Annotated in this window: 16 protein-coding genes; 6 read left to right on the plus strand and 10 right to left on the minus strand. The window is 62.1% G+C overall.

The features are described 5' to 3' along the window. Positions 1-99 precede the first annotated feature (99 nt). The gene (locus tag Q5Y75_RS10490) at positions 100-3534 is read left to right on the plus strand and encodes an indolepyruvate ferredoxin oxidoreductase family protein (RefSeq protein ID WP_306197015.1); all 3435 of its coding nucleotides are present in this window, start codon (positions 100-102) and stop codon (positions 3532-3534) included. Here the strand turns inward: Q5Y75_RS10490 and Q5Y75_RS10495 are convergent. The 7 genes from Q5Y75_RS10495 to Q5Y75_RS10525 form a co-directional block, all read right to left on the minus strand. Continuing rightward, positions 3441-4232: a hypothetical protein gene (locus tag Q5Y75_RS10495; RefSeq protein ID WP_306197017.1), complete on the minus strand. Its 792-nt coding sequence runs from the start codon at positions 4230-4232 to the stop codon at positions 3441-3443. The genes Q5Y75_RS10490 and Q5Y75_RS10495 overlap by 94 nt on opposite strands. Before the next feature lie 120 nt (positions 4233-4352). Continuing rightward, positions 4353-5657 carry an NAD(P)/FAD-dependent oxidoreductase gene (locus Q5Y75_RS10500; protein ID WP_306197019.1) on the minus strand — a complete coding sequence of 435 codons (1305 nt, stop codon included), beginning with the start codon at positions 5655-5657 and terminating at the stop codon, positions 4353-4355. After that, positions 5654-6328 carry a TetR/AcrR family transcriptional regulator gene (locus Q5Y75_RS10505; RefSeq protein ID WP_306197021.1) on the minus strand — a complete coding sequence of 225 codons (675 nt, stop codon included), beginning with the start codon at positions 6326-6328 and terminating at the stop codon, positions 5654-5656. The genes Q5Y75_RS10500 and Q5Y75_RS10505 overlap by 4 nt, the downstream gene beginning before the upstream one ends. 5 nt (positions 6329-6333) lie before the next feature. Beyond that, positions 6334-7848, minus strand: a complete 1515-nt coding sequence (locus Q5Y75_RS10510; RefSeq protein ID WP_306197023.1) for a trimethylamine methyltransferase family protein — start codon at positions 7846-7848, stop codon at positions 6334-6336. Further along, positions 7845-10247: a GcvT family protein gene (locus Q5Y75_RS10515; protein WP_306197026.1), complete on the minus strand. Its 2403-nt coding sequence runs from the start codon at positions 10245-10247 to the stop codon at positions 7845-7847. The genes Q5Y75_RS10510 and Q5Y75_RS10515 overlap by 4 nt, the downstream gene beginning before the upstream one ends. Positions 10248-10357: 110 nt before the next feature. Next, positions 10358-10987: a glutathione S-transferase family protein gene (locus tag Q5Y75_RS10520; protein ID WP_306197027.1), complete on the minus strand. Its 630-nt coding sequence runs from the start codon at positions 10985-10987 to the stop codon at positions 10358-10360. Positions 10988-10999: 12 nt separating this feature from the next. Further along, entirely contained in the window at positions 11000-11512 is a 513-nt protein-coding gene (locus tag Q5Y75_RS10525; RefSeq protein WP_306197028.1) for a class I SAM-dependent methyltransferase, read from the minus strand. Positions 11513-11743: 231 nt separating this feature from the next. Here Q5Y75_RS10525 and Q5Y75_RS10530 point away from each other — a divergent pair, with 231 nt between their 5' ends. The 4 genes from Q5Y75_RS10530 to Q5Y75_RS10545 are packed head-to-tail and all read left to right on the plus strand — an operon-like array spanning position 11744 to position 17618. Beyond that, positions 11744-13516: an ABC transporter ATP-binding protein gene (locus Q5Y75_RS10530; RefSeq protein ID WP_306197030.1), complete on the plus strand. Its 1773-nt coding sequence runs from the start codon at positions 11744-11746 to the stop codon at positions 13514-13516. Then, positions 13509-15425, plus strand: coding sequence for an ABC transporter substrate-binding protein (locus Q5Y75_RS10535; RefSeq protein WP_306197032.1), 1917 nt, complete (start codon positions 13509-13511; stop codon positions 15423-15425). Before Q5Y75_RS10530 ends, Q5Y75_RS10535 begins: the two co-directional genes overlap by 8 nt. Before the next feature lie 13 nt (positions 15426-15438). Then, the gene (locus Q5Y75_RS10540; RefSeq protein WP_306197034.1) at positions 15439-16467 is read left to right on the plus strand and encodes an ABC transporter permease; all 1029 of its coding nucleotides are present in this window, start codon (positions 15439-15441) and stop codon (positions 16465-16467) included. Next, a complete protein-coding gene (locus tag Q5Y75_RS10545; RefSeq protein WP_306197036.1) occupies positions 16464-17618 on the plus strand; it encodes an ABC transporter permease in 1155 nt (384 codons plus the stop codon). The genes Q5Y75_RS10540 and Q5Y75_RS10545 overlap by 4 nt, the downstream gene beginning before the upstream one ends. Before the next feature lie 14 nt (positions 17619-17632). Here Q5Y75_RS10545 and dld read toward each other — a convergent pair whose 3' ends face one another. The 3 genes from dld to Q5Y75_RS10560 form a co-directional block, all read right to left on the minus strand. Then, on the minus strand, positions 17633-19324 hold the full coding sequence (gene dld / locus Q5Y75_RS10550; RefSeq protein WP_306197038.1) for a D-lactate dehydrogenase: 1692 nt from the start codon (positions 19322-19324) through the stop codon (positions 17633-17635). 13 nt (positions 19325-19337) lie between these two features. After that, positions 19338-21404 carry a TRAP transporter large permease subunit gene (locus tag Q5Y75_RS10555; RefSeq protein ID WP_306197040.1) on the minus strand — a complete coding sequence of 689 codons (2067 nt, stop codon included), beginning with the start codon at positions 21402-21404 and terminating at the stop codon, positions 19338-19340. Between the two features lie 124 nt (positions 21405-21528). After that, a complete protein-coding gene (locus tag Q5Y75_RS10560) occupies positions 21529-22578 on the minus strand; it encodes a TRAP transporter substrate-binding protein (protein ID WP_306197041.1) in 1050 nt (349 codons plus the stop codon). A 323-nt stretch (positions 22579-22901) separates the two neighbouring features. Here Q5Y75_RS10560 and Q5Y75_RS10565 point away from each other — a divergent pair, with 323 nt between their 5' ends. Continuing rightward, positions 22902-23687, plus strand: coding sequence for a FadR/GntR family transcriptional regulator (locus tag Q5Y75_RS10565; protein ID WP_306197043.1), 786 nt, complete (start codon positions 22902-22904; stop codon positions 23685-23687). Positions 23688-23700: the final 13 nt, after the last annotated feature.

Consider the following 23700-nt stretch of genomic DNA (forward strand, 5'->3'; position numbering starts at 1 on the left):
TTACCCAATTTTCCGCGAAATTCAATACAGCCAGAAATCCCTTTCCGCCCCTGCCGGATTATCCTTTCAGAAACACATACCAGACCGCAGGGCTTTCCAATGACCCGTCACGAGACGCCGTTTCAAACCTATCGCCTGCAGGATCGCTATGATCTGACAGAGGGAAACGTGTTTCTGACCGGAACCCAGGCGCTTGTGCGGGTCATGATGGATCAGGCCCGCCGCGACCGCGCCGCCGGGCTGAACACGGCCGGGTTTGTCTCGGGCTATCGCGGCTCGCCGCTCGGGGCGCTTGATCTGGAGTTCTGGCGCGCTCAGTCCCGGCTGGAGGCGGATCGCATCACCTTCATGCCCGCCGTGAACGAGGATCTGGGCGCAACGGCGGTGCTGGGCGCGCAACAGGCCGTTCTGGACCCCGCCTGCGAGGTCGAGGGCGTGTTTTCCATGTGGTATGGCAAGGGGCCGGGTCTTGACCGGTCGGGCGATGCGCTCAAGCATGGCAACGCTTACGGGTCGGCCCCCAAAGGCGGTGTGCTGGTGGTGGCGGGGGATGATCACGGCTGCGTCAGTTCGTCGATGCCGCATCAATCGGATGCGGCCTTCCTGAGCTGGTTCATGCCGGTGCTGAACCCGGCCTCGGTCGCGGAATATCTGGAGTTTGGCGAGTACGGCCTGGCCCTGTCGCGGTTCTCAGGCACCTGGGTAGGGTTCAAGGCGGTCTCGGAAACGGTGGAAAGCGCACGTTCGATCACGCTGCGCCCCGACCGGCGCTTCATCCTGCCGCAGATCGACCTGCCCGCGGGCGGGCTGCATATTCGCCTTGCCGACCTGCCCTCGCCCGAGATCGAGACCCGCATCCGCCACAAGCTGCGCGCCGTGCGCGCCTTTGCCGAGGCCAACCCGATCGACCGGCGGATCTATGACATCGAAAATGCGCGGTTCGGCTTTGTCACCACCGGCAAGGGCCATCTGGACCTGATGGAAGCGCTGCGTCTGCTGGGGCTGGACGAGGCGGCCTGCCGCCGTCTGGGCATCGACATCTACAAGGTCGCCATGGTCTGGCCACTGGCGCGCCGCAACGCGCTGCGCTTTGTGCGCGGCAAGGCCGAGGTGCTGGTGGTCGAGGAAAAGCGCGGCATCATCGAGAGCCAGTTCAAGGAGTATTTCTATGACTGGCCGGGCGACAAGCCGCAGAAGATGGTCGGCAAATATGACAGCCATGGCGAGCCGCTGATCCCCTGGACCGGAGAGTTGAGCCCGCTGATGCTGGTGCCCATCGTGGCGGCACGACTGGACCGGTTTTTCCCCGACGAACACCTGCCCGCCAAAGCCCGCGCCCTGACCGCCACACCCCCGCCCCTGATCCAGGTCGAGGGCGCGACGCGGACGCCCTATTTCTGTTCCGGCTGCCCGCATAACAGCTCGACCAAGATCCCCGAAGGATCGCGGGCGGCCAGCGGCATCGGCTGCCATGTGATGGCAAGCTGGATGGACCGTCAGACGGCAGGCTATGCGCAGATGGGCGGTGAAGGCGTGCCCCATGTGGGCGCGTCAAAGTTCAATGGTGGCAAGCATATCTTTCAGAATCTCGGTGAGGGGACCTGGTATCATTCCGGCTCGCTGGCGATCCGGCAGGCGGTCGCTGCGGGCACCAACATCACCTACAAGATCCTCTATAATGACGCGGTGGCGATGACCGGCGGACAGCCGGTGGATGGCCCGATCAGCGTCGCAGGCATCGCCCAGACCTGCCGCGCCGAAGGGGTGGAGCGGATCGCCGTCGCCTCGGACGATATCTCGAAATTCCGTCGCGCCGATTTTCCGGCGGGCACCAGTTTCCATGACCGCAGCGCGCTGGACAGCGTGCAGCGCGAGTTGCGGGACATTCCCGGTGTCACCGTCCTGATCTATGAACAGACCTGCGCCACCGAGAAACGCCGCCGCCGCAAGCGTGGACAGATGGAGGACCCCAAACGCTTTGTTTGGATCAACGATCTGGTCTGCGAGGGTTGCGGTGATTGTTCGGTCGAATCCAACTGTCTGAGCGTGGAGCCGAAAGAGACGCCGTTTGGACGCAAGCGGCGGATCAATCTGAGTTCCTGCAACAAGGATTACTCCTGCCTGAACGGGTTCTGTCCCAGTTTTGTCACGGTCGAAGGCGCGACACGGCGCAAGCGCGCGGTGACGCTGGACCTCGACAGGCTGGAACAGGGCCTGCCGGTACCTGATTTACCCGCGTTGGACCGGCCCTATGACCTGCTGGTCACCGGCGTGGGCGGCACCGGTGTTGTGACGGTCGGCGCGCTGATCACCATGGCCGCGCATCTGGAGGGCAAGGGCGCCTCGGTGCTGGATTTCACCGGTTTTGCGCAGAAATTCGGCACGGTGCTCAGCTATATCCGGCTGGCCGACCGCCCCGGTGACCTCAATCAGGTGCGCATCGATCAGGGTGCGGCGGATGCGGTGATTGGCTGTGACATCGTGGTGAGTTCTGCGCCCAAAGCCTCGGCGCACTATCGCGCGGGCACGCAAGTGGTGTTGAACCGCGCCGAGATGCCCACCGGCGACATCGTGCTGCGCCGCGATGCGCGGCTTAAGGTTGATGCCCGCGAAGAGGCGATCCGGGCGGCGGTTGGTGCCGAACAGGTGGCCGGGTTCGACGCCAACGCGGCCAGCGAGGCTCTGCTGGGCGATACGGTCTTTGCCAATGTGATCCTGCTGGGCTTTGCCTGGCAGCGTGGGCTGGTGCCGGTCTCGGGTATCGCGCTGGCGCAAGCGATCCTGCTGAACGGGGTGGCGGTCGAGCGCAACCGTCTGGCGTTTGCCATCGGGCGCTGCATGGCTGCTGATCCCTCCCGGCTGGATGGCTATCACGACCCGCAGGCGGACGAGGAAAACCTCGATCAGATGATCGCGCGCCGGGCGAGCTTCCTCACCGATTATCAGGATGCAGGCTATGCGCAGCGCTACGCCAACCGGATCGCGGCGTTTCGCGCGGCGCTGCCGGATGCACCGGAGGCAACGCTTCGCGCCGTGATCCGCAACCTCTTCAAGCTGATGGCCTATAAGGACGAATTCGAAGTGGCGCGATTGATGAGTGACGCGCGCTTTTCCGCAGAGTTGACCGGGCAGTTCGAGGGCGACTATCGCCTGCGCTATCACATGGCCCCGCCGCTGCTGGGTTTTCGCAAGGATGCGCGCGGGCGGCCCGTGAAGCGGGCCTTCGGGCGCTGGCTGCGCCCGGTGCTGCGCGGGCTGGCGGCGGCGCGGTGGCTGCGTGGATCGGTGTTCAATCCGTTCCGCTATCATCACGAAGCGCGGATGCATCGGGATCTGCTGGGCTGGTATGACGGGGTGATCGATCAGGCCATGGCGGACCCCAGCCCCGAACATGCCGAAAGCTGGGGCCGGATACTCGCCGCCCCCGATAACATTCGCGGCTATGGTCCGGTGCGCGCCGAGGCCGCATCGGAGGTGCGGGCATCGGTGGCGGCAGAGCTTTCGGGAATTGGCACACCGGTGGCACGCGCATAAGCCTCAAGCCACAGACGGTCGACCGCATCTATGGCGGCGGGGTCGAAGGTCTGCTCACTCTCCCAATAGCGGCCCGACGGCACGGCATAGCCCAGCGCGCCTTCGGCGGCCAATGCCCCGGTCATCTGCGTGGCGTCGGGCAGGGCCTCGTGGCCCAGATCGGAAAGCGGTACCGAGGGCAGAACCAGGCGGCTCTCCCTCTGCGACAGGCGCACCATCCGGCAGGATTGCCGCGCGGCAAAGAGCGCGAGGCGGGCCGATTTCGCCTCAAGCGAGCGCAGGGTTACGTCCGCACGCAGCGGGTCGGGCGCGCCGGTGCCGTAGAAATGCGTTTTGCCGGTGGCCGGATAGACCATGTCGCAGCCGAAATAGGCGATCACTGACGGGTTCAGAACCGCCAGCGCCCAATACCCTGCGGTGAAGGCCATGGTGCCGCCCGCAAAAACAAACCCGCCAAAGCTGTTTTGGGCGGGCACGTAGTCGGCGGCGGTCACGATCCGCTGGTCGGAGGCACGCTCGGGCGGCAGGTTGGCTGACGGGAAATCCTCGGGGTGGATCAGGAAATCCCAATCGCGCCGAACCCGCCAGGCGTTGTTGATCGCCACGATATGGGTGAAGGGTGCTTTCGGCCAGTCGCGCGCCGCAATCGCATCCGGCGCGCTGCCCAGGATCAATACGCGGGTTTCTGGCTCTGGCACGGGGCACCCTCCGGGTCATGTCCTGACCGCAGAAACTAGGCGGAACCCGCAGGAGGTCCAGCGGCACCGCCCGTGCCGCTGCGTTCAAACCCCAAGGCGGTGTGTTCTGGCCAACCTGGTCTAGCCCAGCACCGAGAAACTGCTTTCCTCGTTTATCGGACGTTTGCGGGAATAGAAGCCGACATCGATCTGTTTACCCAGATAGGGCAGTTCAAATTGCAGCGGGCTCGCATCATGATCTGCACCGCCCTCGCAATAGTCGATCAGCGCGGTCATCATCTTGCCCGCAATGGGCGCGTTCTTGTACTGGTTCCCGCTGGTGCCGCAGGCCATGTAGAACCCCGGCAGGCTGGATTTGTCATAGATCGGAATCCAGTCGGTGGAGGCGTCATAAAGGTCCACAACCCCGCGCATCCGCGAGGGAATGCCCAGTGTCGGCACGCGCTGCGCATAGCGCATCGCCTGAGTGGTCCATTGATCGGTGAAGTTGCTGTCGTAATGGGTGTCATCCTTGCACCACTGATGCGGGTCGCATTCCGGGTCTTCCGAACCCACCAGGATGTGATTGCCATGTTCCGGGCGGCAATAACAGGCGATGTCACTGTCCGAGACGATCAGGCCGTCATTCTCGAAATCGAAACCTTCGGGGCTGGGCACATGCACCACTTCCTGCCGCAGCGGACGGGTCTCGATGGTCATGTCGTCCAGCACCCCGGCCATGCCGTTGATCAGCGCCGAGCCCGGCCCGGCCACATTCACCACGACGGGCGCGTGGATTTCCTCGCCGCTGGCCAGTTTCACACCCTTCACACGACCATCCGCTTGCAGGATCTCGACCACCTCTGCGCCGGTCCTGACCTCGGCCCCGTGCTGGCGCGCCGCCTGCATCAGGTTCTGGGCCGACAGCGCCGGATCGGTGACATAGCCGCCATTGGGCCAGAGCACACCGCCCTTCAGGTGCCCGCCATTAGGCTGCCCAAATTCCGGATCATCCATGCGCTTGGCGGGGGCATAGCTGTCCAGCGCGTAGACCGGCAGCTTGTCGGCAATCTGCTGCGGCGTCAGTTCCTCGAACGGGCAGTTCAACGCAGCGGAGTTCTTCATATGCTTGGTCAGAAACCCATTGGCCTCGGTTTTCATCACCAGACAGCCGGTTTCGCGGAACTGCGCCAGATCGGCATCCTCGGGCAGGCCCAGATACGCGGCCCAGTCGCGCCAGTAATGATACCCCTCCCACGCAAATGCGGTGCCGTCGAAGGTGGAATAATGCATCCGGATGATGGCGCAGGACCCGGCGGTGGAGCCATGGCCCACCTGCGCGTTGCGGTCCAGCGACAGGGTCTTATGCCCCGCCTTGGCCATCTCGAAGGCGATGGCTGCTCCGATGACACCGGTTCCGATGATGATTGCGTCAGGGTTGCTCATGGCTGATCTTCCTTCCAGAAGCTGCGGGTGTAGGCGGTGAATTCCTCGATTTCCTCGGGCAGAGGTTCAACGCCTGTAAAGACAAACAGGTAATGCGGCACCAGTGACAGCCGGAGGTCCTGCGGTTCGTTCAACTGGGCCAGATCGTAGCCGATCTGCATGTAATAGAGGACGCGCGCGCGGGTCTCGGATTCCAGCTCTTCATAACCGAACCGCGCGAACATGGCCCGTAGCGCAGCCAGACGTCTGGCGTCGGACTGGTCCAGCATACGCCGAACCTTGCCTTCGCGCCGGGCCCAGTCGCGGACGGCGAAATCCAGTGCGGTATCAAAGAGATCGGTGTTCACCACGCAGCGATGCACGTTGCAGACGGCGGCGGTGATGGTTTTGGCCGGAGCCTCTGCCTGCGCGATCAGGGCGGCGGTGTTGGTGGCCTGCCATTTCGCCAAGAGCGCATCCAACAGATCCTGGCGCGACTTGAAATACCAGTAGAAGGACGAGCGAGAGACCGCCATCCGTTGGGCCAGGTTCATCACCTTGACCTGCTCGACCCCGTCCGAGATCAGCACATCCATAGCCACGTTCAGCCAGTCGTCGCGGGTGACTTTTATGTTGCCAACCAGCGGTTCGGCCTCGGGATCGTCACGATGCAGGATCGGTTTTGTGTTCATGTTGCTCAGCTTTCCGGCGGCGCGCCACCCTCTTGGGTGCGGCGCGCGATGAATTCGGTCAGACCGGCGATACGGTTGGGGTCATGTGCAGGTGCGGTGCTGTTTTCGACAATGCCCTGCCAGATGCCGGTGGCGCGGTGGTTGGCATCGACCTCGCCGCGCTCGGTCCAGGTGCCGAAATTCGACCAGTCGCCCACCAGCGGCTCATAGAACTGGGTCTGGTAGCGTTCCATCGTATGCGCCGCGCCAAAGAAATGGCCCGAGGGCTGCACCTCGCGCAGCGCATCCAGCGCGATATCGGCATCGGTGGCGGGTGTTCCGGCGCAGAGCTCTGCCACCATCTGCAGCACTTCCAGATCGGTGATGATCTTTTCGAAGGACACGGTCAGCCCGCCCTCCAGCCAGCCCGCGGAATGGATCACCACGGTTGCCCCCGCCATCAGGCAGCCCCAGAGCGCGAATTGCGTTTCATTGGCGGCTTGTACGTCGTTGATGTTGGCCGCGCTGCCCCCGGCACAACGCCAGGGCAGGCCCAGCCTGCGCGCCAATTGCCCGGCCACCAGCGAGGCGGTGAAATGCTCCGGCGTGCCAAAGGCAGGCGCCCCGGATTTCATGTCCACGTTTGAGGTAAACGTGCCATAGCAGACCGGCGCGCCGGGTTTGGCCAGTTGCGTGAGCGTGATCGCCGCCATCGCCTCGGCATGGCTGAGGGTCATCGCGCCCGCCACAGTGACAGGCGCCATCGCCCCCATCAGCGTGAAGGGCGTGACGATGGACATCTGCCCGGCGCGGGCAAAGTCGATCAACCCCTGCGCCATGGGCATGTCGATCACGCGGGGCGAGTTGGTGTTGATGATCGTGTAACACCAGGGCTGCGCCTGGAACTCGGCATCCGAGAGACCACGGAAGTCCCGGATCATCTGGAACCCGTCCATCACCTGCGGCGTGCCGCGGGAATAGAGAAACGGCACCTTGTCGCTGAGGGTCAGTTCCGCCTCGGTCATGGCATAATGGCGCAGTTCCACCGGCACGTCCTGCGCCTCGACCAAAGGCGGCACCATATGCAGCACATCGAAGGCCTGGGTGATCTGCACCATCTCGCGGAAATCGCTGATCGTGCCGGGCCGGCGACCGCGCTCCAGGTCGGTGGCATGGGGCGCGCCTGCGCCGGGCTGGAACACCAGCCGCCCCAGTTCCAGCGTGATGTCGCGGTCCGGCACCGCGCCTTTCATCAGGATCGATTTGGGGGCGGAGGCAATGGCGGCCTCGACCATATCGCGCCCGATGAAGACCATCTCGCCGTCCACCTGCGCGCCGCCCTCGGCAAAAAGCCTGCACGCCTCGGGCAGCAGAACCTTGATACCGATATCCTCAAGCACCGTCAGCGAGGCCTGATGCAGCGCCTCGATCCGGTCCTCGCTGAAGGCGTTCATCGGTGGAAACGGATTGCGCAGGTTGTGGTAATCCACCTTGCGTGATGGGGTCTCTGCCGACCGCGCCCGCCGTCCTCGTCGGCTCATAGTCGCATCGCCTTGCCATCTGGATCATAGGGCGAGGGCGCGATGACCTTCGCGGCGCGTTCCACGCCCACCACATGCACAGACAGATCGGTGCCAACCGCGGCCTGATCCCGGTTCACCAGCGCCATGGCCAGCGATTTGCCGGTGGTATGGCCATAGCCGCCCGAGGTGACGAAACCGACCTTCTCATCCCCCGCCCAAATCGGCTCATAGCCGCTGGCATCAGCGCCGTCTGCGTCAATCTCCAGCGTTACCAGCAGTTGCGCCGGGCCGTTGCCGTCACGTTCGGCCTCAGCCGCCATCTTGCCAACGAATTCCTTGGACCAGTCGATCCAGCGATCCATGCCGGTCATGCCCGGCGTATACCCTTGGGTGAATTCCGCCGACCAGATGCCAAAGCTCTTTTCCAGCCGCGTCGAGAGCATGGCGTTGAAGCCGCATTCGCGGATGCCGTCCTCTGCTCCGGCCTCCAGCAGCATCTGGCGCAAGGTGCTATGATCGCCATAGCGGCAATTGATCTCGTAGCCTTTCTCGCCCGTGACCGACATGCGCGCCACGCGGGTGCGCAGCATCCCGATGTCGAAGCTGCCGCAGCCCATGAATTTCAGGCCCGAGATGTCCTGCTCAGCCACTTTCTCGATTACGGCCTGTGACTTCGGACCAACCAAAGCAAAGCCGCAAATCTCCTCACCCAGATCGCGGACCGAGACGCCCTCTTCCATATGATCGTTGAACCAGCGCATATGCCAGGCGCGCAGGTAGTAGCTGCCCATGATCCACCAGCTGCCGTCGCCCCAGTTCAGCACCGTCAGATCGCCCTTGAGCTTGCCGGTCTCGCTCAGCATCGGGGCCAGTTTGGCGCGACCCGGCGCGGGCAGTTTCGAGGCCATCAGCGTGTCGAGCCATTTCTCGGCATTCGGTCCGGTCACCTCGAACCGGGAAAAGCCGGTGATATCGAGCAGACCGACACCTTCGCGGATTGTGCGGCATTCCTCCGCCACGATATCGAAAGCGTTGGAGCGTTTCAGGGTCGGCGTTTCCTCGAACCCCTTTGGTGCGAAGTAGAGCGGCACTTCCAGATCCCAGCTGACGCCCCATTTGCAGCCCGCCGCCGTCATCGCATCATGGGCGGGTGCGGTTTTGAGGGGGCGACCGGCAGGCAGCTGTTCGTTGGGATAGGTCATCACGAAACGGCGGGAATAGAACTGGCCGGTGGTTTCGCGAATATAGCGTTTGTTCTGAGCGAAATCGCCATAGCGCGCCACGTCCATGCCATAGACATCCGCCTCGGGCTCGCCATGGATCATCCATTCGGCCAGCGACTTACCGACGCCGCCACCTTGCAGGAACCCGGCCATCACGGCGCAGGCGCACCAATAGCCGCGCATGCCCGGAACTGGGCCGACCAGCGGGTTGCCATCGGGCGAGAAGGTAAACGCGCCGTTCACCCATGTCTTGACGCCGACATTCTGCAGGTCGGGGTAGCGTTCGAAGCCAAGGATCAGCTCATTCTCGATCCGGTCGGTCTGTTCGTTGAACAGCTCCATCCCGTAGTCCCAGGGCGCGCCATCCATGGCCCAGTGTTCGTGGTCGATCTCGTAGATGCCCAGCAGCACGCCTTTCTGGTCCTGACGCAGATAGGTGAAGCCTTCGAGATCGACCGTCATCGGCACTTCGAAGTCCAGCTTTTCCAGTGTCGGGATGGTGTCAGAGATCAGGTAATGGTGTTTGAGCGGCGAGACCGGCAGTTCGATCCCGGCCATCCGGCCCAGTTGCTTGGCCCAGAGGCCGCCCGCATTGACCACATGCTCGCAGGTGACCGTGCCTTTCTCGGTCACCACCTGCCAGCCTTCGTCGGTCTGGTTCAGCTCGATGACCCGGTTGTGTTCGATCACCTCGGCGCCGCGTTTCTTGGCGGCGACGGCATAGGCATGGACGGTGCCGGTGGTATCCACATAGCCCTCGCGGTCGGCCCACATGCCACCCAGCAGCCCCTCGGTGGACATGATCGGGTTCAACTCGCCCGCTTCCTCGGGGGTGACCAGGCGGCAATCCTCAATCCCGATGGACTGGAACACGCGATAGGCCGATTGCAGCCATTCCCAGCGGTCGGGCGTTCCGGCCATGGTCAGACCGCCGGTCATGTGCAGGCCGATATTCTGGCCGCTTTCCTTTTCGATCTCGGGCAGCAGGTCGATCGTATAAGCCTGCAACGCGGCGATATTGGGATCGGCGTTCAGCGCGTGGATGCCGCCCGCAGCGTGCCAGCTTGACCCCGCCGTCAGCACCGAGCGTTCGATCAGACAGACATCAGACCAGCCCAGCTTGGCCAGATGGTAAAGAACCGAGGCGCCGACAACGCCCCCACCGATCACGACAACGCGGTAATGCGACTTCATCCGAGCCTCCCTTGGACCTGTCGGATGAGACGCTAGCCAGACTGTTCACATCTGTCTAGACATTTCTGTACAGTCTGGTCGGGCAGTTCAGCGCATTGGCTCTGGCGAGCTTACAGAGAGGCGCTGGGGCGTTCCTTCACGCGGGCATACCAATCTGCTGTGGCGGTGTTTTCATCGGGGACGGCCATGCGGATCGCGCGGGCGAATTCAACAAACACCAACGCGCTGATATCGGGCAGGGTAAAGCGTTCCCCCGCGAGGTAGGGCACCTCAGACAGGCGGTTTTCGAGCAGGTCGAAGAACAGTCCGACCCGTACCCTGCCCCGCTCTGCCAGTTCCGGAATCTGCTGGAAGTTCACGGGGCCCACGATGGCGCGGCCTTCCAAGCGGGGGCTGGAGTTGCGCAGCGCCTCGGCGATCGGCGCACCACCCTGCTGTTCCATGATCGCGTTCCACATCAGAACGAGGCCCTTTTCGTCGGGCGTTTCGCCCATCAGGGGCGGCTCTGGGAACTTGGCCTCAAGATAGGCGGCGATACCAAGGTTTTCGGTCAGCACCGCGCCTTCGTCGGTGACCAGCACAGGAACAGTGGCGTTTGGGTTGATGGCCCGAAACTCTGGTGCCAGATGTGCGCCCTCGCCCAGAGCCACGTCGCGGGATTCGACCTCCAACCCCTTTTCGGCGATGAAAATCCGCGCCCGTCGCGGACTGGGGGCGGTCTTGCAATCGTAAAAGATCATGCTGGCTCTCCTCTATGTGGCCGATGAGGGCGCGCGATAGATGAAGCAGCGCCCCGGCACGGCCTCGGGCGGCAAGGGCTCTTCGCTCAGCCCTTCGAAATACATCCGGTCGCTCGACACCATCAGGCCACCGGGTGCCAGAAGCGGTTCGATCAGCGGCGAGACGAAGCGCGCGAAAGCATCGTTCTTTTGGCGGTTATGCCCACCCAGATCGGCATGGATCAGGCTTGCTGTGGCCCCAAAGCGGGTTAGCGCCGCCGGAAGGGTTTCGCGCACATCGCCCAGGATCAACTGTTCCTCGGGCGGCGTCGAATCCGGATGGGCGGCGGGGTTGCGTTCGAACACGTAGATATCGCGACCGCTGATCCGCTGCGCCATATGGTGATAGGTTCGGCCATTGCCGAGGCCAAGCTCGAAAACCGGGCCGGTCATGCCGGAGGTCAGGGCAATCGCATAGTCGAGACAGGCCCGCTGCGAGACCATCCGGTCGATGAAAAGATCAAGTCTGGTCTGGGTCTGGCTCACGCGGGATACTCCGTTGCAATCGCGGCGACATGCGCGCGGCGTCCTGCAGGTGATGCCAAATCGCTGGCCGATTGTGTAGGGTGGATTGGGCCAAGCTCCGCTTTTCGTGAGGTCCGGTCACAAATTCGGGTTTGACTACATGGGCACCGGCAAGCGAAAGTGACGCAAAATGTATACGGGGATGAAAAAATCAACATGTTTCGGCGAGGCCATGGTTCCAGGACCGGCTGAATGACCCCTTTGCTTTCAGTTGACGATCTGAGCATCGGTTTCGGTGGGGCCGAGCCGGTTGTGAAGAATGTCAGTTTCAGCGTCGCCCAGGGCGAGACGCTTGCGCTGGTCGGGGAATCCGGTTCCGGCAAGACGATCTCTTGTCGCGCGGTGCTGCGCATCCTGCCGCGCACGGCGCGGATCACCTCGGGGCGGGTCACGCTGGGCGGCACGGGCGCGCCGCTGGTTCTGTCGGAGCTTAACGAGCGCAAGCTGCGCGACATTCGCGGCGATCGTGTCTCGATGATCTTTCAGGAGCCGATGCGCTCGCTATCGCCGCTGCACAGGATCGGCAATCAGGTGAGCGAAGTGTTGTGGCTGCATAGCGGTGCCAGCGAGCGCGACGCGAAGCGGCAGGTTCTGCAGCAATTCGAACGGGTCGGTTTTCCCGATCCAGAGCGCGCCTACCGGTCCTACCCTTTCGAGCTGTCGGGCGGCATGCGCCAGCGCGCGATGATCGCGATGGCGATGGTGGCCAAGCCTGACCTGCTGATCGCGGATGAGCCGACAACCGCGCTGGACGTGACCACGCAGGCACAGGTGCTGGGGCTGATCAAGGAATTACAGCGCGAGACCGGCATGGCACTGATCCTGGTCACTCATGATCTTGGGGTCGTGGCCAATATGGCCGAGCAAGTTGTGGTGATGCACAAGGGCCGGGTGATGGAGGCGGGCAGCGCCGCCGCGATCCTGAAAGCGCCCGCGCATCCCTATACGCAGCAATTGTTCAACGCCGCGCCGGAAATCCCCGATCGCGACACTGTTGGCCTGCCGATGCCGCAGGACGATCTGATCCTTGAGATGAACAAGGTCTCGAAAACCTATACAATGCGCGCCGGGTCGGGCTGGAAACCCGCGATCAAGATCCATGCCTGCCGCGGTGTCGATCTGAAGCTGGCGCGCGGCAAAACGCTGGCCATCGTTGGTGAAAGCGGCTCGGGCAAGACCACCGCCGCGCGGATCGCGCTTGGGGCGGAGCTGCCCGATCCGGGTAGCGAGATTCTGTTTCGCGCCCAGCCGGGCGCTGAGCCCATCGCGGTCCACAACATGTCCCGCGCTGAACGCACCCGGTTCCAGCGTCAGGCACAGATGGTGTTTCAGGACCCCTATAGCTCGCTCAGCCCGCGGATGCGGGTGCAGGACGCGATGACCGAGCCGCTGGAGATTCACCGCATCGGCACCCGCACCGAACAGCGCGGCAAGGCCGAAGAGATGCTGTGCCGGGTCGGGTTGAACCCCGATATGCTCAAACGCTACCCGCACGCGTTTTCCGGCGGCCAGCGCCAGCGCCTGTCAGTGGCGCGCGCGATGATGCTGGACCCGACGCTGATCGTATGCGACGAGCCGACCTCGGCGCTGGATGTATCGGTGCAGGAGCAGATCCTGACCCTGCTGGAGGAATTGCAGGAACGTCTTGGCCTCAGCTATCTATTCATCTCGCATGATCTGGCCGTGGTGGCGCGGATTGCCGATGAGGTGGCGGTGATGCGGCAGGGGCTGGTGGTCGAACAGGCCCCACCCGACACGTTGTTCTACAACCCCAAACACCCCTATACCAAAGCGCTGATCGCGGCGCAGCCGGAACCTGATATAGACCGGCCTATAAACCTGAAACTCGTGGCTCAGGGCGCAGGCTCACCGGAAAAGTGGGACGACGCCTTTCGTTTCACCGAACAGGTGATACCGTCGCTTGTGGAACTGGAGCCTGGCCATAAGGTACGTTGCCATGTTTGACACTCGTTACAACCGTTTTCTGCTCGCCCCCGCGCTGGTCCTTGCCGGGCTGCTGCCGGTCGGCGCGACCACCCTGCCCGATCTGCAGGAAAGCAGTTTCTGGAAATCCGAAGTGGATGCGGGCCATCTGCCGCCCATCAACGAACGCCTGCCTGCCGACCCGATCGTCGTCGATCTGGGGGCGAAGGGACGTGAATTCGGCACCCAGGGCGGCACGCTGAACACGATGATCACCCGCTCTAAGGATATCCGCCAGATGGTGGTCTATGGCTATGCGCGGCTGGTGGGGTATGACGAGAATTACGAGATCAAGCCCGATCTTCTGGCCTCGTTCGAAAACGAGGGCAACCGCAAATACACGCTGCATCTGCGCCCCGGCCATAAATGGTCCAACGGGTCACCCTTCACCTCGGAAGATTTCCGCTATTGGTGGGAGGATGTGGCCAATAACGAACTGCTCAGCCCCTCGGGCCCGCCCGACTTCCTGCGTGTCGAGGGCGAGTTGCCCAAGGTGAGCTTTCCCGATGAGCAGACCATCATCTATGAGTGGACCCAGCCCAATCCCGATTTCCTGCAGGCGCTGGCGCAGGCCCGCCCGCCCTTCATCTATCGCCCCTCGGAATTCTTGAAAGAGTATCACGGCGACTATGCCGATTCCGAGAAGCTGGCCGCACAGGTTGAGGATCAGCGGGTCAAAAGCTGGGCCTCGCTGCACAACAAGGTCGACAATCTCTACAAGTTTGACAATCACAAGCTGCCCACCCTGCAGCCCTGGGTGAACGCAAGCTCGGGCAAGAAGATCCGGCACAATTTCGTGCGCAACCCCTACTATCACCGCATCGACACCAACGGCGTGCAGCTGCCCTATATCGACGTGGTCGAGATGGAGATCGTGGCCCCCGGTCTGGTGGCGGCCAAGTCGAACGCGGGCGAATCCGACCTGCAGGCGCGCGGGCTGGACTTCCGCGATGCCTCGATCCTCAAAAAAGGGGAGGCAGAAGGTGATTACAAAACGCAGCTTTGGAGCACCGGCGTCGCTTCGCAGATCGCGATCTTTCCCAACCTGAATTACGAGGACGATGTCTGGCGTGAGGTGCTGCGCGATGCGCGGGTGCGCCGGGCGCTGTCGCTGGGGATTGACCGAAATACGATCAACCAGGCGCTTTATTTCAAACTGGCCAAGCCCGGTTCGATGACGGTGCTGCCGGAAAGCCCTTTCTTCGAGGAAGACAACCGAGAGGCCTGGTCGCAGTTCGACCCCGAACAGGCCAACCGCCTGCTGGACGAGGCCGGGCTGGACCAGCGCGCGCCTGACGGGACGCGGCTGCTGCCCGACGGGCGCCCGATGGAGTTCATCATCGAAACCGCCGGTGAGCGGCAGGAGGTCGAGAACGCCCTGCAGATCGTGACCGACACCTGGCGCGAGATCGGGGTCAAGCTGGTGATGCGCCCGCTGGATCGCGACATCCTGCGCAATCGGGTCTTTGCGGGCAGTTCCATGGCCTCGGTCTGGTATGGCTGGGATAACGGCTTGCCGCGCGAATACACGTCGCCTGCCTATCTGGCCCCCACCGATCAGGTGTTCCTGGCCTGGCCGAAATGGGGTCAGTATTACCAGACCGGCGGCGATGTGGGCGAAGCCCCCGACCTGCCCGAGGCGCAGCGTCTGATGGAGCTGCTGCATGACTGGGACGAGGCCACAACGCCCGAAGCGCGCGAAGCGGCCTGGCGGGAAATGCTGGCCATCCATGCCGACCAGGTCTATGGCATCGGCATTCTGGCAGGCGCGCCGCAGCCGGTGGTGGTGTCAAACAAGCTGCGCAACGTGCCCGAAAAGGGGATGTGGGCCTGGGACCCGGGCGCGCATTTCGGCGTGCACCGGATGGACGAGTTCTTTTTTGCCGAGTGACGGGGACGCTTGAATGGTCATCCTGCGCTATGCGATCTATCGCTTCATCACGATGCTGCTCACGCTGCTCGTGGTGTCGGTGCTGGTCTTCGCCATCATCAACCTGCCGCCCGGCGATTATCTGAGCAACCAGATCGCGGAATTGCAGGCCTCGGGCCAATCGGCGGGCGTGGCCAAGGCCGAGTTCCTGCGCAAGGAATACGCGCTCGACCGGCCGCTCTGGCAGCAATACATGATCTGGATGGGGTTCCTGCCCGGTCCGCACGGATTTTCGGGGCTGATCCAGGGCAATTTCGGCTGGTCCTTCGAGTTTGACCGCCCGGTTTCCGAGATTGTCGGCGAAAGCCTGTGGCTGACCGTACTGGTCAATCTGGCGGCTGTTCTTTTTGTCTATCTGGTGGCCCTGCCGCTGGGGGTTCTGGCCGCAGCGCGGTCGCGCACCTGGGTCGATTACAGTTCCGCCTTTATCGGATATCTGGGCCTTGCCACGCCGAACTTTCTGCTGGCGCTGATCATGTTCTATTACGGTCACAAGCTGTTTGACCTGCCGATTGGCGGATTGATGGACCCGGGTTTTGAAGGGCTTCCGATGAGCTGGGAGAAGGCCAAGTCGATCCTGCTCCATCTGATCGTGCCGACCTTCGTGATCGGCACCTCGGGCGCCTCGGCGATGATGCAGCGGCTACGTGCCAATATGCTCGACGAGCTGGGCAAGCCATATGTCGAGACCGCCATCGCCAAGGGCATGTCGCCAACGCGAATGCTGACCAAATACCCGCTGCGCGTGGCCTTCAACCCCTTCGTGGCCGATATCGGCAACCTGTTGCCCTCGATGGTGTCGGGCTCGGTTCTGGTTTCGGTCGTGCTGGGCCTGCAGACCATCGGACCCAGCCTGCTGACGGCGCTGAAAACGCAGGATCTGTTCCTGTCGGGCTTCATCCTGATGTTCGTGGCGCTGCTGACGCTGGTGGGCACCATGATCTCGGACGTGCTGCTGGTGCTGCTCGATCCCCGCATTCGCTATGAGGGGCGCGAGACATGACCAAACTGCCCGACGGTCGCTATGTCGACGATGCGCCTTATGATCCCGAAGCCTCGCTGCAACAGCTTGAGCGGCGCGATCTGGATGCGCCGAACTGGGTACTGGTCTGGCGCAAGTTCAAGACCCACAAGCTTGGGCTGTTCTCGGGCATCTTCCTGCTGCTGAGTTATCTGATGCTGCCTTTTGCGGGTTTCATCGCGCCATACACGCCGAACGAGCGCAATGGCGATCACCTCTATGCCCCGCCACAGGCGGTGCATTTCTTCCATGAGGGGGAGTTCTTAGGGCCGTTCATCTACCCGATCACCGCCGAGCCGGATCTGGAGACCTTCCAGTGGAAGTTCATCCCCGATACCAGCAATCCGCAGAACCTGCGGTTCTTCTGCAACGGCGATGATTACAAGCTGGCGGGGTTCATCCCGTCCGATACCCATCTGTTCTGCGCCCCTGAAGGCGCGACCATGTTCCTCTGGGGCTCGGACCGGCTGGGCCGCGACGTGTTCAGCCGTATTCTCTATGGCGCGCAGCTATCGCTGACTGTTGGTCTGATCGGCATTACCGTATCGTTCACCCTAGGCATCCTTTTTGGTTCCATCGCCGGGTATTTCGGGGGCAGGACCGACTGGATCATCAACCGGGTGATCGAGATTTTGCGCTCACTGCCGGAACTGCCCTTGTGGCTAGCCCTGTCAGCGGCGGTGCCGTCGAACTGGTCGCCGGTGGCCGTCTTCTTCATCATCTCGGTCATTCTGGGCATTCTTGATTGGCCCGGCCTGGCCCGTGCCGTGCGGGCGAAATTCCTGTCCTTACGCGAAGAGGAATATGTGCGCGCTGCCGAGATGATGGGCGCGGGGTCTGGCCGGGTGATCCGCAAGCACCTGCTGCCCAACTTCATGTCGCATCTGATCGCCTCGGCCACGCTGTCGATCCCGGCGATGATCCTCGGGGAGACCGCGCTGAGCTTCCTCGGCCTTGGCCTGCGGGCACCTGCGGTCAGTTGGGGCGTGATGCTGAATGATGCGCAAAACCTCGCCTCGATCGAGATCTACCCCTGGACCGCGATCCCGATGCTACCGATCATTATCGTGGTGCTGGCCTTCAACTTCCTCGGCGACGGGTTGCGGGACAGTCTGGACCCTTATCAGCAGTAATTGAGGCCCGCGTCTCACGCCGTCTCTTCGGCGTAGTTGCGGGCCTTTGACATCTTGCCGATGCCGGGGTTGAAGGAGTTGGTCGGGTCACAGCATTTATAGAACTCGGCCAGATCGGGCTTGGCAGGATAGAGGTGGCCGACATTGTGCTCGGCCGGATATTCCGCGCCGCGCTGATCCAATATCTCCAGCATCCGCGCCTTGAGTGCCTTGGCATCCGCCCCTTTGCGAACGACGTAATCCTGATGCAGCACGTGGCACATGAAATGGCCATAATAGAGCTTGGCCACCAACTGTTCTTCGATCTCTGGCGGCAGGTGTTCATACCAGTCGCGATCATTGCGGCGCAGGGCAATGTCGAGCGGGATGATATCGGCAACGTCATTCTTGTGAATCGCCATATAGCGCACGGCTGCCCCGGCAGCGGCGAAGCGTTGCAGGGCGGCGAGTTTGGCTTCGCGATCGCTACACTCGAAGAAGTCGCCGTCGCGCCCGGCAAAAAACGAGGTCAGGAAGCTTGCAGCCTCGTCGATGCCGTCATCACGCATCTTCAGGATCAGATGGTGACGATAGCGGTCGCGAAAGTCGCGGATGCGTTTCGGCAGCACTTGTGGGGTCAGCCGCGCCATGAACTGCATGAACCGATCAGTGAAATTCGACAGACCGGGCACATTGCGCAGGCGGGCATCCACTGCGCCTTTCAGCGAAAAGAAGCGCGGCAGCAGGTCGGTGCCGAGCCAGTCGATCATCATCACCGTATCCTTGCCGTAGCGGGCGGTGACGTCAAACGCCTCACGCTCCATATACTCGGCAGAAACGGGCAGAGTGTCGAATTCGGCCAGGATGTGGCGGCGTAGTTCGGTTAGGTCGGCAGTCTCATTGCTGCCGATATAGAAGGTCTTCTGCCGCTCGGGCTTGGCATAGGTGTCGAGCCGCACGGCGAACACGCCCAGCTTGCCCGCGCAGCCCGACGCCTCATAGAGGCGGCGCTTGTCGGCGTTAAAGCGCGCGGGCGTGGTGGCATCCACCTTGCGCACCTGATCGGCATAATCCGAGGCCGAAGCTTTGCGGTTAGTCGCGGCAGGATCATGGTTGAAATCACCGGTTTCAAGCCGGGTCAGGATTTCTTCCGGTGTGTCGCCAAGGTCGATGCCAAGATGGTTCACGAGGCTCAGCTGCCCTTGCGCGTCGATCTGCGCAAAGAGCGACATTTCCGTGTAAGAGGGCCCACGCTCGACCAGCGAGCCGCCGGAATTGTTGCACACCCCGCCCACGATCGAGGCCCCGATGCAGGACGAGCCGATCACCGAATGCGGCTCGCGCCCCAGCGGGTCCAGCAGCTTTTCCAGTGCAAAAAGCGTCGAGCCGGGAAAACCGACCACCTGCTCGCCCTCACCCAGCACCTCGATCCGGTCCATGCGGCGGGTGTTGATCAGCACCACGTCGCGATCGTAGCTGCCCGACGGCGTCGAGCCTTCGGTCAGGCCGGTATTTGCGGCCTGCATGATCACGATCTTGTCGGCGGCAACGCAGGCCTGCAGGACCTTCCATTGCTCCATCAGGGTGCCGGGCTGAACGACGCAAAGCGCCTCGCCCTCGCCCGAGCGGAACCCTTTGCGGAACCGCTCGGTTGCCCGCGCGCCGGTCAGCACATGGCGTCGCCCGACAATATCGCGGAAAGAGGAGATGAGGGTTGCGTCATCCATGTCAGCCTCCTTCTCAGTAGGCCACGGAGGGCAGCCAGGTCGCCAGCGCGGGCCAAAGGAAGACAAGCGCCAGACCGGTCAGCTGTAGCAACACGAAGGGGATGATGCCCTTGTAGATATGCGACAGCTTGATCTCGGGTGGGCAGACGCCTTTCAGGTAGAACAGCGCAAAGCCAACCGGCGGGGTCAGGAACGAGGTCTGCAAGGTGACCGCGACAAGGATCACGAACCAGACCAGCGAAGGCTCGTCAATCGCGTCAAAGCCGGGAATATCGACACCCAGACCGTTCACGATGGGACGCATCAGAGGCAGCACGATCAGCGTGATCTCGATCCAGTCCAGCACGAAACCGAGCAGGAACACGATGAAGAGGATAAACAGGATCGTGCCGTTGGGACCGAACCCGGTGCCCGCGATCATGTCTTCGATCAGGGCATCGCCGCCCAACTCGCGCAGCACATAGGAGAACACCGTCGCGCCCAGGAAGATCGCGAAGATATAGGCGGTGGTGTTGAAGGTCGCCTTTAGCACGTTGACCAGTTTGGTCAGCGTCAGCTTGCGATAGCCGATGGCCAGCAAGGTCGCGCCTAATGCGCCGACACCAGACGCTTCGGTCGGCGTGGTCAGACCCGCAAAGATCGAGCCAAGCACGGCGAGGATCAGCGCCAACGTGGGCAGAACGGCTATCATCACGTCCTTGACGGCGGCCCAGTCGGGGCGCTTGGCGCCTTCGGGAACCGGAGCCACGTCGCGTTTGATCAGCGCGATGATGAATATATAGGTCAGGTAGAGGCCGCCGATGATCACACCGGGGAAGACGGCGGCCATGAACAGATCGCCCACCGACAGCGCCATCTGATCGGCCATAATCACCAGCATGATCGAAGGCGGGATGAGAATACCCAACGTGCCAGAGGCCGACACCACGCCCGCCGCCAGAGTCGGCGCGTATTTCTGCTGCATCATCGAAGGCAGCGACAACACGCCCAGCAACACAACCGAAGCGCCGATGATACCGGTCGAGGCGGCGAGGATGATACCGATCAAGGTCACTGTGATCGCCAAACCGCCGCGCACGGTGCCAAAAAGGCGTTGCATCGAGGTCATCAGCCGTTCCGCCACACCGGATTCATCCAGCATCAGCCCCATGAAGATGAACATGGGCAGCGCCACCAGAACCGCGTTCGACATGGTTGCATAGACCCGGTTCACCACCGCGCCGAGCGTCAGGTAGTCGAGCCCGGTCAGGGTCTCTTCCAGCCCGGTCCAGTTCATCATGCCATTGTCGAACAGATACGCGAGGCCGCAGAAAGCGACGCCGACACCGGCCAGCGCCCAGGCCACCGGGAACCCGGTAAAGAGCAGCGCGATGAAGGTCACGAACATCACGATGACCAGCTTTTCCTCGGTACTATGCACCAGGAAGGTCAGCGCGGTCGCCGCCACCGCGAAACCGAACAGCGCCCAGAAGATCAGCCGCAGGCCGGACCCCGTGCGCTCAGCCTCGGGGCCGAACAACAGCGCGTGTGCGTCATGCAACAGCCGGGCAATTGCCGCAAAGGCCAGGAGGACAAAGCTGACCGGGATCACCGCCTTGAGCGCCCAACGAGCCGGCAGGCCGGTGGGACTGTCAGAGCGTTCGTTCACGCGCCAGCTTTCGTAGAAATAGTCATAGCCCTGATCGATCATCAGATAGATGAACGGCGTCAGCAGGGTCAGGATGCCCACAACCTCGATAAGCCGCTGCGCGCGACGGCTGAGTTGCATATGCAGCACGTCGACGCGCACATGGCTGTCGGTGACCAGCGCATAAGAGATGCCGATCATGGTGACCAGCCCGTAGAAGTGCCACTGTATCTCGTCCAGCTTAGGGTAGTTTTGGTTCAGCAGGTAGCGCAGCGCCACCTGAGACACGATGGCCGCAACCAAAAGCAGGTTGGCCCACATCACCACATTGCCGATGCCCTTGATGGTCTTGTCGATGCCGGTGGCCAGTTTCTGGTTATCAACATCAGGATGTTCCAGCAGAGTCTCATAGACTTCGATTGGATCATCGGGCGTGTGCAGCTTCTGTGACATGGTCTCCTCCTCAGGGCATGACGGGTCGGACCGGGAATGCGGCCAACAGATCTGGAAAATTCTGAAAATCAGGGTGGGAGCGGCCCGGATTGAAACGGCCGCTCCCGGGTGCGCGCAGGTTTGATTACTTGCGCGGGAGGAACGCGTTTTCTTTCCAGACGGCGTAGCCGTCGCGGAACTCGGTCATGTCGCCCAGGACTTTGGCAAAGAAGGCGTCATTGGCAGCTTCTTCGGCGGCAACCTCTTCCCAGGTGCTCTGGAAGGTCGCCAGCATGTCGTCATTCCACTGCTTGATCTCGACACCGTTATTTTCGACATTGTCGATCAGCGCCGCATGCTGGATCGCCTCGCCTTCGGCAAAGCTGTCCGCCATCGAAGCCTTGCAGGCGTTTTCGATGATCGCCTGATGCTGTTCCGAAGCCTCGTTCCAGACATCCTTGTTGATCAGCAGTTCAAACACGGTCGCCTGCTGGTGCCAGCCGGGGAAATAGTTGAACTTGACCAGCTTGTGGAAGCCAAGACGGGCATCAATGGCGGGCATCGAGAACTCGGTGGCGTCGATTGCGCCTTTTTCCAGCGCCGGGAAAATCTCACCACCGGGCAGTAGCGAAGTAGCGACGCCGAGCTTTTGCATCACCTTGCCGCCCAGACCAAAGAAACGCATCTTGAGGCCGCTCAGATCTTCGGGAGAATTGATCTCGGTGGCGAACCAGCCCGAGGTTTCCGGGGCGATGACGGCGCAGGGGATGACTTTGACGTTGAAACCCGCCTGGTCATACATCTCCTGATACAGGCTCATGCCGTTGCCGTAATAGAGCCAGGCCATGTATTCGCCCGCTTCCGGGCCAAAAGGCACGGCGGAAAACAGCGGTGCAGCCGGGATTTTGCCCGCCCAATAGCCTGCGGTGGTGTAGCCTGAGTTGATCTTGCCGGATGACACGGCATCCAGAATCTCGAACGGCGGCACCAGTTTGCCCGGCTCGTAAACCTTCATTTTCAGCGTGCCACCCGACATCAGGTCCAGTTGTTCGGCCACACGCGGGATGGGCGAGCCCAGACCCGGCAGCGCAGTCGAGAACGCGATCGGGGTTTTCAGCAGCATCTTATCAGCGGCGATGGCAGGGCCTGCCAAAAGGCTGGTCGCAACAGCCAGGCCGGTCAGAACGTTTTTCATGATGTCTCCTCCAACAGTGTCATGGACGGTGTCGCCCTTGGTCAGGACGCTGGTACTTCCTGCGTCTTGGAGTGGTTTATTAAATTTACCACTAAGTCAGGTCAACAATTTTATTTACCACTTGAAACGCAATGAGGCTCGGATTCCCGTGAAGTTGGGCTTGTTTGCGCGGCACGCGGATTCGCTGACTGACCCTTACTTGCAACACTTTTGTTATTAATTCAGCAGGTTATGAATTCAGAACCGGTGTCCGGTTTTTGTTGAAAAGATCGCGCATGAGGTTAATATAGTTTACCATACCGAGAGAACGCGGAGCCCGAGCTATGCCAAGCAAATTGACCCCGACGTCGCTGTTTGAGCCGATTGATCACGAATCGGTTTCAGAAGCCGTGATCTCTCAGATCGAGGCGCTAATCGCCGCCGGGATCCTGAAACAGGGCCGCAAACTGCCCTCTGAACGCGACCTAGCCGAAACGCTCAATGTCTCGCGCCCCAAGCTGCGCGATGCACTACAGGTTCTCGAAGAGCGCGGGCTGGTCACCACCCGCCATGGCGAGGGCAGCTTTATCGCGCCCCTGACGGGGCAAGCGATGATGCCCGCGCTGCTGGACCTTTACGGCCGCCACGAACCGGCATTTTTCGACTACCTGGAATATCGCCGCGAACAGGAAGGCTTTGCCGCAAGGCTGGCCGCGCAGCGCGCCACCACGGCCGACAAGGAGCGGATCACCGAAATCCTCGACCGGCTGCAGCGTGCCTGGGAACAGAATGATCAGGAAAGCTCGCGCGAGGCGGATTACCAACTGCATTCCGCAATTGTCGATGCCAGCCAGAACGCGACGCTGATTCACATCATGGCCTCGATCTATCACCTGACCCGTCAGGGTGTGTTTTATAACCGCGAATACCTCAAATCCATTGATGGAACCGGCAAGCGGCTGCTTGAACAGCATCTTGCACTGGGACAGGCCGTGATCGACGGCGATCCGGAACGGGCCGAAGCGGCCGCGCTAGCGCATCTCGACTTCGTCGAGCAGTCCTTCCGCACCGGCATCGAACGCACGCAGCGCGAGGCAATGGCCCAGAAACGCCGCCTGCTATCCGGCTAACACGCCGGTTCGG

The organism is Ruegeria discodermiae (assembly GCF_030758345.1).
In the GTDB taxonomy this organism is placed as follows: Bacteria; Pseudomonadota; Alphaproteobacteria; order Rhodobacterales; family Rhodobacteraceae; genus Ruegeria_C.